Genomic DNA, 16,466 nt, shown 5'->3' with positions numbered 1-16,466 from the left:
AGCTAATATATAGGAGGATGTATATGAACCATTTAAAAGGAATTCATCACGTAACAGCAATTACGAGTAGTGCAGAAAAGAATTATGAATTTTTCACCTATGTATTAGGAATGCGTCTCGTAAAGAAAACTGTCAATCAAGATGATGTGCAAACCTATCACTTATTCTTCGCAGACGATAAAGGCTCAGCTGGAACAGATATGACATTTTTCGATTTCCCGGGTATTCCAAAAGGTACGCATGGTACGAATGAAATTTATAAAACTTCATTCCGTGTACCGACAGATGCGGCACTTGATTACTGGGTGAAACGCTTTGAAAAATATGAAGTACAACATAATGGAATCGAAGAAGTTTTCGGTAAAAAGACGATTTCATTTGTAGACTTTGATGATCAACAATATATGTTAGTTTCCGATGAGTTGAACGAAGGTATTGAGTCAGGAACACCTTGGCAAAATGGTCCCGTACCATTAGAGTTCGCCATTACAGGTTTAGGACCTATTCATATTCGTATCGCTGAATTTGATAAGTTTAAAGGTGTTTTGGAAAACGCAATGTTCATGCGAAATATTGCAAGTGAAGGTTCATTCCATTTATTCGAAGTCGGTGAAGGTGGAAATGGCGCGCAAGTCATTGTGGAACATAATGAAACGTTACCAGCTGGTCGACAAGGATTCGGTACAGTACATCACGCTGCTTTCCGAGTGGAAGATACGAACGTATTGCATGAATGGATTGACCATATGCAATCATCCGGTTTTAGAACTTCAGGCTATGTGGATCGCTTCTTCTTTGAATCCTTATATGCACCAGTAGCACCTGGCATCCTCTTTGAATGGGCGACAGATGGTCCTGGTTTTATGGGAGACGAACCGTACGAAACAGTTGGAGAGATCCTGTCATTACCGCCATTCCTTGAAGGGAACCGTAAAGAAATTGAAGCAACAGTGAGACCAATCGATACAGTACGTAGCACACGTACATTTGATAAAGAGTATTTGTAAGGAGTTGGAATGAACAATGAGCTTTTTCAGTAAATTATTTGGAACAAAACAACAGGAGGAAATAACCATGACAAAATCAAACATCGGTATTATTTTAGGATCCACACGTGAAGGACGCGTAAGTCCACAAGTAGGAGCATGGGTAAAAGAATTGGCAGACAAACGCGGAGATGCGAATTACACGATTATTGATATCGCGGATTATAAATTACCACTTCTAGGCGAAGCAGGTGGAGATGCATCAGGTGCAGCAGCATGGTCAGAAATTATCGCAAAACAGGACGGGTTCGTATTCATCGTTCAAGAATACAATCACTCCATTTCGGCTTCACTTAAAAATGCATTAGACTACCTTCGCGTAGAGTGGAACGACAAAGCAGCAGGTATCGTTTCATACGGTTCAGTTGGCGGAGCTCGTGCAGCAGAACATTTACGCGGTATTTTGAGCGAATTATCCGTGGCGCATGTTCGTGTTCACCCTGCACTTTCATTATTTACAGACTTTGAAAATGGCACAGAACTTAAAGCTGCTGACGTACAAGCCGCTTCAGTAAACCAAATGTTAGACCAAGTAATTCCTTGGACAACAGCATTGAATACAATCCGTAAATAAGCTAAAGGTATAAAGTGTTCTATATGGGTCATAGTAATAGAGTGTTTACACTTAAATACAACGATTTCAGATACAACCAAATCAAATATATTTAATTCGAGACAATTATATTGTATAATAGTCTTAATACGTAAATAAAGAGGAGAGTTTTAACATGACAAAATGGAATGTAGATGCAGCGCACACGAACGTAGGATTTTCAGTAAGACATATGATGGTATCCAATGTAAGAGGTAGCTTCACTGGAGTGGAAGGATCGGTTACTGGAGATCTAGACAATTTAACAGATGCGAAGATTGACTTCAAGATTGATGTGAACACGATCAATACAAATAATGAAGATCGTGATAACCACCTTCGTTCAGCTGATTTCTTTAATGTAGAACAGTATCCGACTATCACATTTGATTCGACTGAAATTGTCAAAACAGGAGAAGACGAATACGATGTAACTGGCGATTTGACAGTTAAAGATGTTACGAAGAAAACTACATTTAACGTATCGCGTACGGGAGCTGGGAAAAATCCTTGGGGTGTAGACGTAGTTGGATTTGAAACAGCTATCAAAATTTCTAGAAAAGAATATGGTTTAACTTGGAACCAAGCGCTAGAAACAGGCGGCGTATTAGTAGGCGACGATATTAAAATCACAGTAGAACTTCAAGTGAATCCAGCATAACGAATAGACGATACTCGCCTCTTTCTGATTGAATAGGATTACTTAAGCCACTAGTGAGTGAATAAAATATAGTAAAACTAAGTGAGAAGATAAGTATGAATGCAAAAGATCAACTGGAAGAGGCATTATCTCTAAAATTATTCGTTGTTCTAACTCGAGCTGTAGAGTCAATCAAAAAGCGTGTCATTGAAGATATAAAATGTTTGGGGTTAAACCCGACAGAGTTCGCGGTTTTGGAGTTCATTTACAGCAAAGGTGATCAACCGATACAAAAAATTGGTGAGAAAGTGTTAATTGCCAGTAGTAGTATTACGTATGTGGTTGATCAGTTAGAAAAGAAAAACGTATTAATGAGAAAACTGTGTCCGAATGATCGTCGGGTCACACATGCTGCTTTGACGTTTGAAGGAACGGAACTGATGAATAAAGTCTTCCCAGAACATAAAAAAGCGATGAAAGAAATTTTTAGTGGGTTAGGCGTAATAGAAAAACAAGAGTTAATTGAACAACTAAAAAGAATAGGGTTACATGATCAAAATTTGTAATTTTTAATCTGATATCTCGAATTAGTAATAATGTAATTGATGCTAAACTTGAATGTTATAATACCTAAGGAGTGAACATACATGATGAAGAAAACTAGTGGAATTCATCATATAACAGCTATTGTCGGGAATCCCCAAGAAAACGTCGATTTTTATGCAGGCGTTCTAGGTTTACGTTTTGTGAAAAAAACAGTGAACTTTGATGATCCAGGTACGTACCATTTATATTTCGGTAATGAAGGTGGCAAGCCAGGTTCGATTATCACGTTCTTCCCATGGGCAAATGCCTATCAAGGGAAAATAGGAGATGGCCAAGTAGGTGTAACTTCTTATGTTGTTCCTCTTGGAGCACTAATGTTTTGGGAACAACGCTTAGCCAAATTTAACGTAGATGTAACGAAGACAGAACGATTTGGTGAGCAGTACCTACAGTTTAATGACCCTCATGGTCTTCAACTTGAAATCGTGGAGCGTGCAGAAGGTGAACAAAATGCATGGACATTTGGAGGCGTGACACCTGAAGTAGCGATTAAAGGATTCGGTGGCGCTACTTTATATTCTTCACAACCGACTAAAACAGCTGAACTTTTGGAAAACGTCATGGGACTTGAACTGATTGGAAAAGAGGGAGACTATATTCGTTTCCGTTCATCCGCTGATATCGGAAATATTGTTGATCTTAAAGCAACTGCAACGGGTAAAGGACAAATGGGTGTCGGAACCGTTCACCATATTGCATGGAGAGCGATAGATGACCAAGATCAGTTGGAATGGCAAGAACATGTTTCAGATCATGATTATGGCGTGACGGCAGTTAAAGATCGAAACTACTTCAATGCGATTTACTTCAGAGAGCATGGAGAAATTTTATTCGAAATTGCTACGGATCCTCCAGGCTTTGCTCACGATGAGTCGGAAGAAACGATGGGACAAGAATTGAAGTTACCCGCACAATATGAATAACATCGAGATGAACTGGAGCGCAGATTGATACCGATCACTGTACGTGAATTATAATCAATCAACTCGTTCTAGATCCGATGTGTCCACTTTAAAGAAGTTAGTGAAAGGTGTGTAAATGGTCGTCAACTGTGTAACAGACGGCATTTCTATCCTGTACTAGCTTCTTTTTGTATGTATCTTCACATTTTATTTTCAAAAGGTGTATCCTTATTCAGAAAGCTCTCTATATAGCTAGTGAAGAGGCAAATAGCTGCCACTTACAACAAGTTAGTAGGGGGAAACTAGTATGCAAATTATCCATGAACCATTTCTGCAATTTCATCCACACACAGCGGCGAAGATCGGACTCAATGAATCGATGTTCTTGCAGCAAATCCATGAGCTGTCTTTTGGTCCAAATGATATCGAAGAAGGAACGCAGTGGGTAAGCAGATCGTATAAAGAGTGGCATTCGGTGATGAATTTCTGGTCAATGGCTACGATTATCCGAGCGATACGAAAACTGGAGAAGTCCGGCTATATTTATTCGAAGCGACTGAACTTCGGAGAAAAGATGTATCTCGTGGATTACGAAGTATGCAAGTCGAATGCGGTATATTTGCTTCAACCAGCGAGCGAGGAAGTAGTGACTATCAACTAATATGTATTACAGGTGAGTGGAGGCCCTATGCTTCCGCTCTTTTTTCGTACAGTTTTGTAGCTAGAAAAAATAGTTTAAAAAGGAGTATCCTTACGCAAAAAGTCCTCTATATAGTAAGTGAAGTGGTGAATTGCTATCACTTACAGACATTTTAGGAGGAATTCAGTATGAAGTTATTAATCAATGAACAGCCATTACAATTACTACCGTCACTTGTGCATTTAGTCGGGTTAAATGAAGCGTTATTTCTGCAGCAATTGCATTTCCGTTCACTTATTTCAAAAAATGTGCGCGACGAATATCAGTGGGTGTATAAAACAGTTGATCAATGGCAGGAGGAATTTTCATTTTTGTCATGTATGACGATCAAACGCACGATTTATAATTTGGAAAAGCAAGGATACCTCATTTCGACTTCAGAATATAACAAAATGAAAATTGATAAGACGAAATGGTATCGGATTGATTATACTAAACTACCTGTTTTGTCTATTCAAGATGACACGTCGTTTGAAGAAGCCATGCCAGCAAAAAGTGAACTAGACATACCTCATGCGATGTCTCAACCTGATACATCACCAAACGAAAAAGAAGACGATGCGACGTTTCAATCTGATACACCGGACGTTTCACTTCGAAACGCTGTGTCGTACCAAAGTGAAACGAAGGACTGTACCACTCTGGTACGGCCTATAACCAAAGAACTTAAAGAACTTAAAAAAATAAAGAATAATGATCTTGTCGAGAAGCCTCTCGACGTTACGCTTTTCGTCATTGCTTATCTGAACGAGAAAACCGGTAAGCAATTTAAAGCAACATCTGCAGCAACAAAGAAATTTATTCGCGCAAGAGTGAAAGAAGGCTATACACAACAGGATTTTGTACAAGTCATTGATCTCAAAGTGTCGCAGTGGAATACCCATCCCGAATTCCGAGCGTACTTACGTCCTTCGACGTTATTTAACCCGACGAACTTTGAAAATTATTTGAATGAACAACCAGCTATTCCTGTAGAGAACATGCAAAGGCGCGTACCTCAATCACCTGTATTGGATTTTAGTGGAGGAGAGTATTTAGGCTAGATAGCATGCGTAAAAGAGATAATAAATCTATGGAAAAAAGATCGCCATTTTGGAATCAGAAAGATTGACACATCGCCTATAAAAAAGCATGATAAGAGTAAATGAACGGTAACTATATTGCCGAATTCACGAGATCAACGAAAGAGGTTTTCAGATGGAAGAACAGAAATACGAATACTTGGCGGATAACCCGAATATGAAAGTGCTGCCCATCATGTTGGCACTCATTATCGGTGCCTTTTTCGCCATTTTGAATGAAACACTATTGAACATCGCACTGATCACACTGATGGAACAATTTTCCATTACGTTACCGACTGTGCAATGGATGGCAACAGGCTTCATGCTTGTCATGGCGGTCGTTATCCCGATCTCGGCTTTACTTTTACAATGGTTTACGACGAGGCAATTATTCCTCGGTACAATGACCGTCTTCACGATTGGAACGATCGTGGCGGCGAGTGCTCCGACATTTCCGATTCTATTAACGGGGCGACTCATTCAGGCTGTCGGAACAGGTTTATTGATGCCTATCATCTTTAACGTTTTCTTGCTCATTTATCCACCGCATAGACGCGGTAAGATTATGGGAATCATCGGACTCGTCATTATGTTCGCACCAGCGATTGGTCCCACGTTATCAGGTGTGATCGTGGAATATCTCGGATGGCGTTATTTATTCATCCTCGTCATTCCATTCGCATTATTTTCAATCGGATTCGGCTACAAATATTTGATCAATATTACGGAAGTTACAAAACCGAAAATTGATTATATTTCATTGGTGTATTCATCAATTGGTTTCGGATCACTCGTTTATGGATTCAGTTCGGTTGGTGAAAGTGCAGATGGATTTGCGAACCCTCGCGTTTTGCTGTTGATCGGAGTCGGTGTAATCGGAATTGCACTTTTTGCTATAAGACAGCTCAAGTTGAAAGAGCCCGTCATGGATATGCGTGTGTTCCGTTATCCGATGTTCACGCACGCGGTGTTCTTGTTCTTGATTATTATTATGGCGATGTTCGCTTCTGAAATCATCTTGCCCATCTATATGCAAGGACCACTCGCACTGAGCGCAGCGACAGCAGGTTTGATCCTACTGCCGGGCAGTATTTTAAATGGTATAATGTCACCATTCATGGGGTCATTATTCGATAAATTCGGCCCGCGTGTGTTGATGATACCTGCGACGCTTGTGCTTAGTGGAACGATGTTCATGATGAGCCGATTGACACTCGATACACCGATTTGGGTTGTCGTCACGAGCTATATCTTGCTTATGCTCAGTGTCTCCGCAATTATGATGCCAGCAGAGACGAATGGATTGAATCAGTTGCCGAAACGATTATATCCGCATGGTACAGCAGTGATGTCGACGCTGCAACCTGTTGCTGGAGCTATTGGCGTGTCGGTGTTCATTAGTATTATGAATGCTAGACAATTACACTTTCTAAAGAAATCTACGACGCCTGAAGACGCATTAACTGCTGACTTGGCACTCGTTGCTGGAGTGGAATTGGTATACTTTATCGCGTTTGCCATGTCACTTGTGGCGGTTGTACTGTCGTTTATCGTGTACCGTGCGACACCGCGAGAAGATGTAGAAGAAATAAAATAATAGAAAAATCCTTAATCCTGGTACTAGGGTTAAGGATTTTTTTATGCAGTTTACTAGGAAGCGATAAAAGAATTATAATAAGCTCAACAAGTTGACTTTAAAACCCGATAATACTAATATGAATTAATATACTTACTAAATTAATAGGAAAAGGATGTTTTGCATTGACTACTATAAAAGTACAACCCGTCAACGACGTAAAAGGTCCTGTTGAACGAGATGATCTTCTATTAAACCCACCGCAAAAACTACTGATTGCGGGTGGGGTCCTTGTGGCAGTCGCATTATTCGCTTATTTGCTAGCCACTCAGCATATCTCTCAATCGATGCTTCTTGGCATTGGGTTATTGCTTGGCTTCACTTTGTTCCATGCACGCTTTGGCTTTACGTCAGCATTTCGACGCATGGCATCAGTCGGAAACGGCCAAGCGATGCGATCGCATATGCTGATGCTGGCAATAGCGGTCACGTTATTCGCACCGATTTTAGCGTATGGCACGACATTTTTTGGCGGCCCAGTCGCCGGCTATGTTTCGCCTGTAGGTGTTAGCCTCCTCGTAGGTGCTTTTGTTTTTGGAATCGGCATGCAACTAGGTGGTGGGTGTGCTTCCGGTACACTGTATGCAATAGGTGGCGGACGTACAGTTATGTTCGTAACACTTGCGTTCTTTATTGTTGGTGCTACAGTTGGCGCGTATCACTTACCATTCTGGACGGAAGAAATGCCTGCATTCGCTCCGGTTTCATTGGCCACTTCCACTGGTTTAGGCTATGGTGGCGCTTGGCTTGTCTCCATTGCGCTATTCGGATTCATTGCTTGGATTACTTTACTGATTGAGAAAAAGAAAAAAGCACCTAAAATGGCAGCACTTCCTACTGAAAGAGGTTGGAAACGAATTTTCCGTGGATCTTGGCCTTTGTTTGCAGCTGCGATTGTATTAGCGGTTTTAAACGCATTAACGCTCATGACGCGTGGTACGCCTTGGGGCATTACTTCTGCTTTCGCGTTATGGGGCTCCAAAATAGCTTCTGTCATAGGCTTTGATGTAGCGAGTTGGGGGTATTGGCAAGGAGCCAACGCGTCTGCGCTAGAAGCATCTATTTTCACTGATTCCACTACGGTACTGAACTTTGGCGTTATTATCGGAGCTTTCGTCGCTTCAGCAGCAGGTGGTTTATTCAAATTCACACGCGTAACAACTGGTAATTTCGCAGCTTCTGTCATTGGTGGTTTGATGATGGGCTATGGCGCACGTCTGGCATTCGGCTGTAATATTGGTGCCTACTTCGGCGGCATCGCATCATTTAGTTTACACGGATATATTTGGGGGATTCTCGCACTTGCTGGAACGTTCTTAGCATTATATCTCCGGCCTCTGTTCGGGCTTACGGTACCGAAATCCAATGATTCTGTATGCTAATGAAAATGAAACGATGAAGTTCATAAAAAAGCACCAGATCCACGATATTTTTTCGTGGGTCGGTGCTTTTTTAGTATGTAGGTCTCACAATAACATTCGCAAATATTTCTCGAAATTTACTCCCGCCTCTACCGGTGTATTTTCTAAAGCAGTATCCTCAATGGCAGAGAGCAAAAATTCCTTTGCGAGCGTGATCGCTTGTTCCATACTTACACCACGAAGTCGGCTACCCATCAATACCGATGCAAATAAATCACCCGTGCCTGAATAGCTTTTACCATTGTACGGCACCGTATTAAAGAGAGTGTCTGTCTCGTTAATATACATATTGCCGATAGAATGTTGCCGGCTAGGTGGCTGAATGCCTGTAATGACAATTTCAGCGCCAGTTGTCTGTTGTAGTTGTCTACCTGCGTCTTCGACAATCTTCAAGTAATCCTGTTCATCCACGCAACTATGCAAGACGTCATAGCTACAACCGGTCAGCAAACAGCATTCCGTAATGTTCGGCGTAATAATATCCGCCCGCGCGACAAGAACTTTCATTTGTTCAAGAAGTTCTTCGTCAAAATTATCATACGCTTTTCCATTGTCGCCAAGCACCGGATCCACGAGCAAAAGCGTCCGATTAGAAGAAAAGCTATCGAGAAACGTGAGGATATGGTGAATTTGCTCTTTGCCAGTAATGTAGCCGGTATGAATACCGTCAAACGAAACGTTGAGCTTCTTCCACTCCTCCATATAGCGCGGCATGACGTTCGTAAGATCATGGCAGTAATAGCTCGGATATTCTGTTTGTGCAGACAAAACCGCTGTAGGTAATGGACACGCTTGCACGCCCATCACGGAAAGAACAGGAATCGCGGCAGTGAGTGAACATCTACCGAATGAAGATAAATCTTGAATAATTGCAACTTTTTTCATGTGGAATCCTCCGTAAATCGCTATGTAGTATACGTATCATAGCATAAAGAATGCGGTGGATTGTTGTGAGAGAACTAGTTACGGCTAGTTAATTACACATCACGATTTTAAAAAATGAAAATTTTTCAAAAGCACAGCAAGAGCATTTACTAATAAAATACCATGGTTAGAATACCGGGAATGAAGGGTATACATATGACCAAACGAACGTTTCGAGTCGTAGAGGTCACAAATGAAAATAATAAGACACTCAAACTCAGAAAATAAAAGAAGGTAGGTATTATCTTGGTCAAAAACAACGAGGACTATTCTAAGCGTTTCTCCGAGGAAAAGTTTTGGGATAAAATTCTGAAGTTTGGTAAACAAGCAGGAGTTAAGTTAACGTATGGGGCTCTATTACTGTTCTATACATTTAAAAAGCCGACAGTCCCGAAGAAAGTAAAGTCTACTATTTTAGGCGCTCTAGGATACTTCATTTTGCCGTTAGATTTTATACCAGACTTCACGCCAATCGTAGGATATTCCGATGATTTGGCCATTGTAGTGGGAGCTTTACTAGTCGTCGCTACGTATATTGATGCAAATACAAAACAGCTCGCAAAAAATAAAGTAGTGGACTGGTTTGGTGAAAATGCTGTAAACGATACCGATTCATTGGATGATGAAATGGAAAAGTCTGTACAAGATAGAAAAGAGAAAAAGGAAAAGAAAATAGAGAGTAAAAAAATCAAGAAAAATATTAAAGGTTTGAAGAAAGAGAATAAGAAAAGCGTGAATGAGTAAATGTATTTTGGAGGATATATATAAGAAAACTTTTACTGTATAGCTTCTACATGATATGTAGTTACATAGTCGTAACGTAGTGAAAATAGAAAGATTATATTTATTGTGTTGGATAAAAAGATTATGTGAATATAAAATTAATCGTTCACTTTTCTATGGTATCATGGTTTAATAGTAAATAACTTACTAGTTAGAAAGTGAGGATAGTGTGATAAAGATCCAAAATCTACTTCGATTCTATGATGAGTTTAGTATGCAATGAATCACGATGAAAAGGAGGCTAGATATATTAATAGTACGAAGTACCGCATTCATCAATAGTAATTGTAAGCGTTTTCAAATTATCGAAATAAAGATTTATCCACGAAAGAAATCCATACTAGTACTTCGAAAACAGAAAGCACGTCCGTAATAGAAAATCACTGAAAAATGAAATCACTAATGAAAAGTAAAAAGTAGCGATAGTGCTAACTAAAAAGGGAGTTTGGGAAAATGAAAAAAATCAAAATGATGATTCTATTACTAGCAGCATCTGTGTTAGTGCTTGCTGCGTGTGGTACCGACGAAGAGAAAACATCTGATACTACTGAAGATCAAGGCTATAAATTAGTAAATAAAGGTAAATTTACATTCGCTGCAAGTGGCGTGTACAAACCATTTAGTTTTGAAGAAGACGGTAAACTTACAGGCTTTGATATAGAAATAGGAAATGCACTTGCTGAGAAAATGGGTCTTGAAGCCAATCCCGTAACGAATCCATTTGAAACAATTTTACAAGGTCTAGTTGGAAATAAGTTTGACGCAATTATTGGTTCTATGGCTTATACAAAAGAACGTGCAGAACAAGCGGACTTCACTGAGCCTTATTATTATTCAGGTGGCATGATTTTTGTTGCAAAGGATAATGAAGAAATTACATCTCCAGAAGATTTAGATGGTAAGAAAATCGGTGTAGTAGCTCAGTCCACATATGAAGAACCCGCTAAAGAATTATCGGATGATGTCCAGTATTACAGCAGTGATGTAGTAGCGTTAAAAGATTTAACGGTTAAAGGTCGTTTAGATGCAGTAATTACTGCGGACATCGTAGGCTATGAAGCGATCGATAATGGATTTGAAATCAAAGAGGTCGACAAGCCGATGTGGGTAGAACAACCTTCCATTGCGGTAAATAAAGAAAATCCAGAATTAACAAAAGCACTTGATGAGGCATTACAAGAGATGATGGATGACGGGACGTATGAGGAAATCTCAGATAAATGGTTCGGTCGTAATTTACTAGATATTGATTTAGAAGGTGTCGAGTTATTGGAATAACTACAATCTCCACCTATTTCTTAGAAAGTTGGTGTGCCGGTGCCTGAGTTTATACTAACATTTGTTGACGTATTCAAAAATACGTACAAAGGATTTTTACAAGCAGGTCTATTAACGATTGAAATCACAGCGATTGCAGTTGTAATTGGGATGATTTTAGGTGTTATTTTCGCACTGATGAAGATTTCAAACTCCAAAATACTGCAGACGATCGCGAATATTTATATAACGCTCATTCGTGGAACTCCGTTAATTGTTCAAATTATGTTTCTATACTTTGGGATCACATCTATTATCGTATTAGATAACTTTTGGGCAGGTGCGATTGCACTAGGTGTTCATAATGGTGCGTATATTGCGGAAATCTTCCGTGGATCTATTCAAGGAATTGATAAAGGTCAACGTGAAGCGAGTCTTGCACTTGGTATGAATAGTTCATTAACGATGAGACGGATCGTCTTTCCACAAGCTTTACGACGTGCCATTCCGCCGCTCGGAAACCAATTCATCATCACATTGAAAGATTCGTCTCTAGTCTATGTTATTGGTGTATCTGAATTATTCGGTTTGGCCAATCGCGTCGCCGCCTCTAACTTTAAACAATTTGAAACGTTTCTCGTAGTTGGTCTTTATTATCTAATTCTCGTCCTAATCTTCAGCGCTCTATTAAAATGGTATGAGAACAAATTGGATGTGGATAAATAATGGGGGCAGATCCGATGATTAAAGCAGAAAATATTCATAAGTCATTTGGAGATTTGAACGTGTTAAAAGGTATCGACATGGAAGTACACCGTGGAGAAGTAGTGGTGCTCATAGGGGTCAGTGGTTCAGGCAAGAGTACTTTTTTACGCTGTTTAAACTTTTTAGAATTAACGAATGAAGGCGTTATTACAATTGATGGAAAGCAAGTCAATCAGAAAAAAGACAATTTGGTGAAAATCCGTGCGGAAGTCGGGATGGTGTTCCAACACTTTAATTTATTCCCACATAAAACTGTATTAGAGAATGTTATGGAAGCTCCTCTGATGGTCAAAAAATTAAACAAAGTAGAAGTGGAAAAGATGGCACACGGGATATTAAAAAAGGTAGGGCTATCCGAAAAAGCGGCAGTCTACCCTAATAAATTATCCGGTGGTCAAAAACAACGTGTGGCGATTGCTCGAGCACTTGCCATGGAACCGAAAGTCTTGTTATTCGACGAACCGACTTCTGCTTTAGACCCCGAACTCGTTGGGGAAGTGTTGCAAGTCATGCAAAACCTAGCAGAGGAAGGGATGACGATGATCGTCGTGACACACGAAATGAAGTTCGCGAAAAACGTGGCAGACCGAGTCATTATGCTAGACGAAGGAGTCATCATTGAAGATTCTGATCCAGAGACATTCTTTAATCACTCCACAAATGAACGAACGCTGCAATTTCTAGAAATGGTAGACGTATAACAACGGTAGAAAAGTTTCATTCATAGTTTCACAAGAGGCACTAGCTCTCCGAACAGTTATCCATTGTTCAGTGAGCCGGTGCTTTTTGTATTCAATTCACTATCTTCCTACCCCTGCTCAATCCGACCTTCTGAGATTTCCCGGGAAACGTGGAAGCATTTAAAATATATACAACAAGCAGTATTCTGGAAGCCTTGCGTGCGAATTGTACCGTTTCTCTCGAAGTGAAGTGTAGGTGTTTATCTTATTCCTGTTCGGGTCATACTGTCGGTAGAATTAGAAAGCACTTTGTCGAGGAGGAATACAGTGGAAAAGAAACAACGTAAACAGAATGACGGTCAAATGGAAGAGCGAGAAATACTTACGACACGCCAAGGGCATCCAGTACAGGATAATCAAAATATCAGGACAATTGGTGACCGTGGTCCGGCTACACTCGAGAATTATCATTTTATCGAAAAAATTTCTCATTTTGATCGTGAGGAAATACCTGAACGAGTCGTCCATGCGAGAGGTTCGGGTGCGTTTGGATATTTTGAAACGTATGGCAAAGCAGGGAACGAGCCAGTTGAAAAGTACACCCGTGCCAAAGTGTTTTCGGGTGCTGGAAAGAGAACGCCTTTAGTCGCTCGTTTCTCTACTGTAGCAGGCGCTAAAGATTCGCCCGAAACTGCACGGGATCCACGAGGGTTTGCGGTGAAGATGTATACAGAAGATGGCAACTGGGACTTGGTAGGAAACAATCTAAAGATCTTTTTCATTCGAGATGCGATGAAGTTCCCTGATATGATTCACGCATTCAAAGCCGATCCAGCTTCTAATATACCGCATCCACAACGCATGTTTGATTTTGTCTCTCGATCACCAGAATCTATCCATATGATCACGTTTTTGTTTTCACCATGGGGCATTCCCGCCACGTATCGTCACATGCAAGGCTCAGGTGTGAATACATACAAGTGGGTGAATGACAAAGGTGAAGCAGTTTTAGTGAAGTATCATTGGGAGCCAAAACAAGGCATTCGTAATTTAACTCAAGAAGATGCCGACGCCGTTCAGGCGAAAAATGTTGCACATGCGACGCAGGATTTATCTGAGGCAATCGAACGTAAAGAGTTTCCTGAATGGGAACTTTTCGTGCAAATTATGGAAGATGGATACCACCCAGAACTCGATTTTGATCCGCTTGATAATACAAAACTTTGGCCAGAAGAACAGTTTCCTTGGTTGCCTGTAGGGAAGATGGTATTAGACCGCAACCCTGATGATTTTCATATGGACATCGAGCAAGCCGCTTTCGGAACCGGTGTACTTGTAGACGGAATGGATTTTTCCGACGATAAAATGCTTCAAGGTCGTACATTCTCGTACTCCGATACACAGCGTCATCGTATCGGCACGAATTATCTCCAGTTACCTGTTAATGCACCCAAAAAAGAAGTTCGGACAAACCAGCAACGTGGTCAAATGGATCATCGAGACCCAAGCGAGTCGGGAGACAATCCGCATATTAATTATGAACCCTCCATGCTCGGTGGATTTAAGGAAGCAACAGGAGAAAGTCGACCTCCGCATAGACCTACGTATAATGCAGCAGCGATGAGCGCACCGATTGACCGACCGAATAATTATGGACAAGCAGGCGAGACGTTCCGGCAGTTTGAAGAATGGGAACGAGAGGAATTAATTAATAACCTCTCCGAAGCGCTCGCAGCGTGTGATGTACGTATTCAAGAAGCAATGATCGATCACTTCACACAAGCGGATTTTGAATACGGACGTCTTGTACAAGCAGGTATTGAACAGAAAATGAAAGAGTTCGAAGGGATGGCGGCAGAACCTAACGTCCCTGGCCGTGACGCGGGTCAATCAAAATTCGGACAAGGAACGCCCGATTCTAAATCGGCTGTGAAAGATGCAGTGGATAAAGGTCATGAAGCAGACCCTTATTGATGAAAAGGAATAGCTCTTTCAATTCAAATTAATATGCAGAGTAGCATCTGTATAGGAAACAAATGAGATCACGCAAGCCTCTCCATTTGTGACTTATATAGATGTTTTTTATTTTCAAATACAAGCTTTTCTATTGACGGGTTTGATCTGTGTTCAATAAAATGAAAGACAGAGTAGTTAGATAATTTAGCGGAAAAATGATATACTTTATCGTAAGAAATGTCTAGAGAAGATCGCATTTAAGGAGCCATATGTGTACAACGTGAAAGAACAAGTAGATTAGAATACTAGTTTTCATAATAAATACATCACTGACAATCTACTAGATCGGGAGGTGGAGTTGTGAATAAGTCCTTTTGGATTCCGTTACTCGTTTCATTTGGAACGATGATAGTACTATATGTAATAGGCTTTATAGGGAATATAGATATTCTTATCTTTAATTTCTCACTTTCGCATACTGAAATTTCACTACTTCCGATCGGTGTCGGCATCATAATGGGGTTTATTAGTGAAACTATTATCAAATCGAAATCACATACCAATTAGTGAAGTACGTAGTGGCTACCCGTTATACAAGAGACGAAGTAAGGGAAATAATATATATGAAAAAAAGGGGAACAGTGCATGAATATTTCTAACGAAGATCAAATGACTAGTCTTTATGGAAAATTAATAGACGCATGGAACAACCGTGATGCAAAAGGAATGACTGAACTATTTACGGAACAAGGCATTCAAATTGGTTTTGATGGAAGTAAAATGGTTGGACGACAGGAAATTTTATCGCATCTTACGTCAATCTTTGAAAACCATCCCACTGCGCCTTTTGTGACGAAAGTGAAAGACGTTCGTGTAATCGGAAAGGATACCGCAATCGTACAAGCCATTGCCGGGATGATTCCACCTGGGAAAACAGATATTGAGCCCACAGTAAATGCACTACAAACTCTAGTTACTGTTCACAAAGACGGCAATTGGAAAGTTGAGCTCTTCCAAAATACACCTGCTCAATTTCATGGAAGACCAGAATTAGTTGAGCAAATGACAGATGAGTTAAGGCAAGTAATTAAATAATGACAAAGTCGTAACCGAATCATGTAAAAGGAACCGAGGAATTTACATTTCCTATACTCGGTTCCACTACTAGCTAATCATTATTTTTCTCTACATATTCTTTAAGAGCGAGCAAGTTTTTATCCCAATACTGTTCAAAGAAACTAAGCCAGTCCTTTAGTTCAATTAGTGGTTCAGAAGTAAGCTTATAGCGAGTTTCCCTTCCCACCTTCTGACGTCTGACGAGGCCCGCATTAAAAAGAATATGAAGATGCTTATTTATTGCTGTTCGGCTTATCGGATAAAACTCCACAATATCAGTGATGGATAATTCTTTTTCGGCAAGCAATTTTAACAGACTACGACGAGTCGGATCAGAAATCGCTTGGAAAACATCTTGCTTAGTTGGGTTCACCACTT

The 16,466-nt window shown here is 40.3% G+C and carries 18 protein-coding genes; 16 read left to right on the top strand and 2 right to left on the bottom strand.

Annotation, left to right across the window (positions count from 1 at the left end):
* Positions 1-23 precede the first annotated feature (23 nt).
* The 9 genes from CSV64_RS02635 (at position 24) to CSV64_RS02595 (ending at position 8,568) form a co-directional block, all read left to right on the top strand.
* On the top strand, positions 24-1,007 hold the full coding sequence (locus CSV64_RS02635; protein ID WP_099633500.1) for a ring-cleaving dioxygenase: 984 nt from the start codon (positions 24-26) through the stop codon (positions 1,005-1,007).
* A 16-nt stretch (positions 1,008-1,023) separates the two neighbouring features.
* Positions 1,024-1,620 (top strand): NADPH-dependent FMN reductase, encoded by a 597-nt coding sequence (locus tag CSV64_RS02630; RefSeq protein ID WP_199168386.1) that lies wholly within the window; start codon positions 1,024-1,026, stop codon positions 1,618-1,620.
* Between the two features lie 154 nt (positions 1,621-1,774).
* Positions 1,775-2,299, top strand: coding sequence for a YceI family protein (locus tag CSV64_RS02625; protein ID WP_085426150.1), 525 nt, complete (start codon positions 1,775-1,777; stop codon positions 2,297-2,299).
* Between the two features lie 95 nt (positions 2,300-2,394).
* Positions 2,395-2,844 (top strand): MarR family winged helix-turn-helix transcriptional regulator, encoded by a 450-nt coding sequence (locus CSV64_RS02620; RefSeq protein ID WP_099633499.1) that lies wholly within the window; start codon positions 2,395-2,397, stop codon positions 2,842-2,844.
* A gap of 81 nt (positions 2,845-2,925) precedes the next feature.
* The gene (locus CSV64_RS02615) at positions 2,926-3,807 is read left to right on the top strand and encodes a ring-cleaving dioxygenase (protein ID WP_099633498.1); all 882 of its coding nucleotides are present in this window, start codon (positions 2,926-2,928) and stop codon (positions 3,805-3,807) included.
* A 286-nt stretch (positions 3,808-4,093) separates the two neighbouring features.
* Positions 4,094-4,447 carry a hypothetical protein gene (locus tag CSV64_RS02610; RefSeq protein ID WP_099633497.1) on the top strand — a complete coding sequence of 118 codons (354 nt, stop codon included), beginning with the start codon at positions 4,094-4,096 and terminating at the stop codon, positions 4,445-4,447.
* A gap of 167 nt (positions 4,448-4,614) precedes the next feature.
* Entirely contained in the window at positions 4,615-5,529 is a 915-nt protein-coding gene (locus CSV64_RS02605) for a conserved phage C-terminal domain-containing protein (RefSeq protein ID WP_099633496.1), read from the top strand.
* A gap of 154 nt (positions 5,530-5,683) precedes the next feature.
* Entirely contained in the window at positions 5,684-7,147 is a 1,464-nt protein-coding gene (locus tag CSV64_RS02600; RefSeq protein ID WP_099633495.1) for an MDR family MFS transporter, read from the top strand.
* 164 nt (positions 7,148-7,311) lie between these two features.
* Positions 7,312-8,568: a YeeE/YedE family protein gene (locus CSV64_RS02595; RefSeq protein WP_099633494.1), complete on the top strand. Its 1,257-nt coding sequence runs from the start codon at positions 7,312-7,314 to the stop codon at positions 8,566-8,568.
* A gap of 84 nt (positions 8,569-8,652) precedes the next feature.
* Here CSV64_RS02595 and CSV64_RS02590 read toward each other — a convergent pair whose 3' ends face one another.
* The gene (locus CSV64_RS02590; protein WP_099633493.1) at positions 8,653-9,492 is read right to left on the bottom strand and encodes a pyridoxamine kinase; all 840 of its coding nucleotides are present in this window, start codon (positions 9,490-9,492) and stop codon (positions 8,653-8,655) included.
* A gap of 285 nt (positions 9,493-9,777) precedes the next feature.
* Between CSV64_RS02590 and CSV64_RS02585 the strand changes: the two genes are divergently transcribed.
* From CSV64_RS02585 to CSV64_RS02555, 7 genes are all read left to right on the top strand, one after another.
* Positions 9,778-10,275: a YkvA family protein gene (locus tag CSV64_RS02585; RefSeq protein WP_233190393.1), complete on the top strand. Its 498-nt coding sequence runs from the start codon at positions 9,778-9,780 to the stop codon at positions 10,273-10,275.
* Between the two features lie 501 nt (positions 10,276-10,776).
* Positions 10,777-11,592 (top strand): transporter substrate-binding domain-containing protein, encoded by an 816-nt coding sequence (locus CSV64_RS02580; RefSeq protein WP_369823490.1) that lies wholly within the window; start codon positions 10,777-10,779, stop codon positions 11,590-11,592.
* Between the two features lie 39 nt (positions 11,593-11,631).
* The gene (locus CSV64_RS02575; RefSeq protein ID WP_099633603.1) at positions 11,632-12,297 is read left to right on the top strand and encodes an amino acid ABC transporter permease; all 666 of its coding nucleotides are present in this window, start codon (positions 11,632-11,634) and stop codon (positions 12,295-12,297) included.
* A gap of 14 nt (positions 12,298-12,311) precedes the next feature.
* Positions 12,312-13,037, top strand: a complete 726-nt coding sequence (locus CSV64_RS02570; protein ID WP_099633602.1) for an amino acid ABC transporter ATP-binding protein — start codon at positions 12,312-12,314, stop codon at positions 13,035-13,037.
* A 342-nt stretch (positions 13,038-13,379) separates the two neighbouring features.
* Positions 13,380-14,990, top strand: a complete 1,611-nt coding sequence (locus tag CSV64_RS02565; RefSeq protein WP_099633601.1) for a catalase — start codon at positions 13,380-13,382, stop codon at positions 14,988-14,990.
* Between the two features lie 342 nt (positions 14,991-15,332).
* Positions 15,333-15,539 carry an ATPase gene (locus CSV64_RS02560; protein WP_099633490.1) on the top strand — a complete coding sequence of 69 codons (207 nt, stop codon included), beginning with the start codon at positions 15,333-15,335 and terminating at the stop codon, positions 15,537-15,539.
* A 78-nt stretch (positions 15,540-15,617) separates the two neighbouring features.
* On the top strand, positions 15,618-16,067 hold the full coding sequence (locus CSV64_RS02555; RefSeq protein ID WP_099633489.1) for an SgcJ/EcaC family oxidoreductase: 450 nt from the start codon (positions 15,618-15,620) through the stop codon (positions 16,065-16,067).
* A gap of 73 nt (positions 16,068-16,140) precedes the next feature.
* Here the strand turns inward: CSV64_RS02555 and CSV64_RS02550 are convergent, their stop codons facing one another.
* Positions 16,141-16,464 (bottom strand): ArsR/SmtB family transcription factor, encoded by a 324-nt coding sequence (locus CSV64_RS02550; protein ID WP_099633488.1) that lies wholly within the window; start codon positions 16,462-16,464, stop codon positions 16,141-16,143.
* Positions 16,465-16,466: the final 2 nt, after the last annotated feature.

The sequence above is a fragment of the Sporosarcina sp. P32b genome (assembly GCF_002743335.1).
Classification (GTDB): domain Bacteria; phylum Bacillota; class Bacilli; order Bacillales_A; family Planococcaceae; genus Sporosarcina.
This window is presented reverse-complemented; position numbering and strand designations above follow the sequence as displayed.

Coding starts and splice junctions, on each gene's coding strand:
- CSV64_RS02600 (WP_099633495.1), top strand. CDS start 5,684: ATGGAAGAACAGAAATACGAATACTTGGCGGATAACCCGAATATGAAA.
- CSV64_RS02635 (WP_099633500.1), top strand. CDS start 24: ATGAACCATTTAAAAGGAATTCATCACGTAACAGCAATTACGAGTAGT.
- CSV64_RS02625 (WP_085426150.1), top strand. CDS start 1,775: ATGACAAAATGGAATGTAGATGCAGCGCACACGAACGTAGGATTTTCA.
- CSV64_RS02555 (WP_099633489.1), top strand. CDS start 15,618: ATGAATATTTCTAACGAAGATCAAATGACTAGTCTTTATGGAAAATTA.
- CSV64_RS02605 (WP_099633496.1), top strand. CDS start 4,615: ATGAAGTTATTAATCAATGAACAGCCATTACAATTACTACCGTCACTT.
- CSV64_RS02615 (WP_099633498.1), top strand. CDS start 2,926: ATGATGAAGAAAACTAGTGGAATTCATCATATAACAGCTATTGTCGGG.
- CSV64_RS02610 (WP_099633497.1), top strand. CDS start 4,094: ATGCAAATTATCCATGAACCATTTCTGCAATTTCATCCACACACAGCG.
- CSV64_RS02620 (WP_099633499.1), top strand. CDS start 2,395: ATGAATGCAAAAGATCAACTGGAAGAGGCATTATCTCTAAAATTATTC.
- CSV64_RS02570 (WP_099633602.1), top strand. CDS start 12,312: ATGATTAAAGCAGAAAATATTCATAAGTCATTTGGAGATTTGAACGTG.
- CSV64_RS02630 (WP_199168386.1), top strand. CDS start 1,024: ATGAGCTTTTTCAGTAAATTATTTGGAACAAAACAACAGGAGGAAATA.
- CSV64_RS02565 (WP_099633601.1), top strand. CDS start 13,380: ATGGAAGAGCGAGAAATACTTACGACACGCCAAGGGCATCCAGTACAG.
- CSV64_RS02590 (WP_099633493.1), bottom strand. CDS start 9,492: ATGAAAAAAGTTGCAATTATTCAAGATTTATCTTCATTCGGTAGATGT.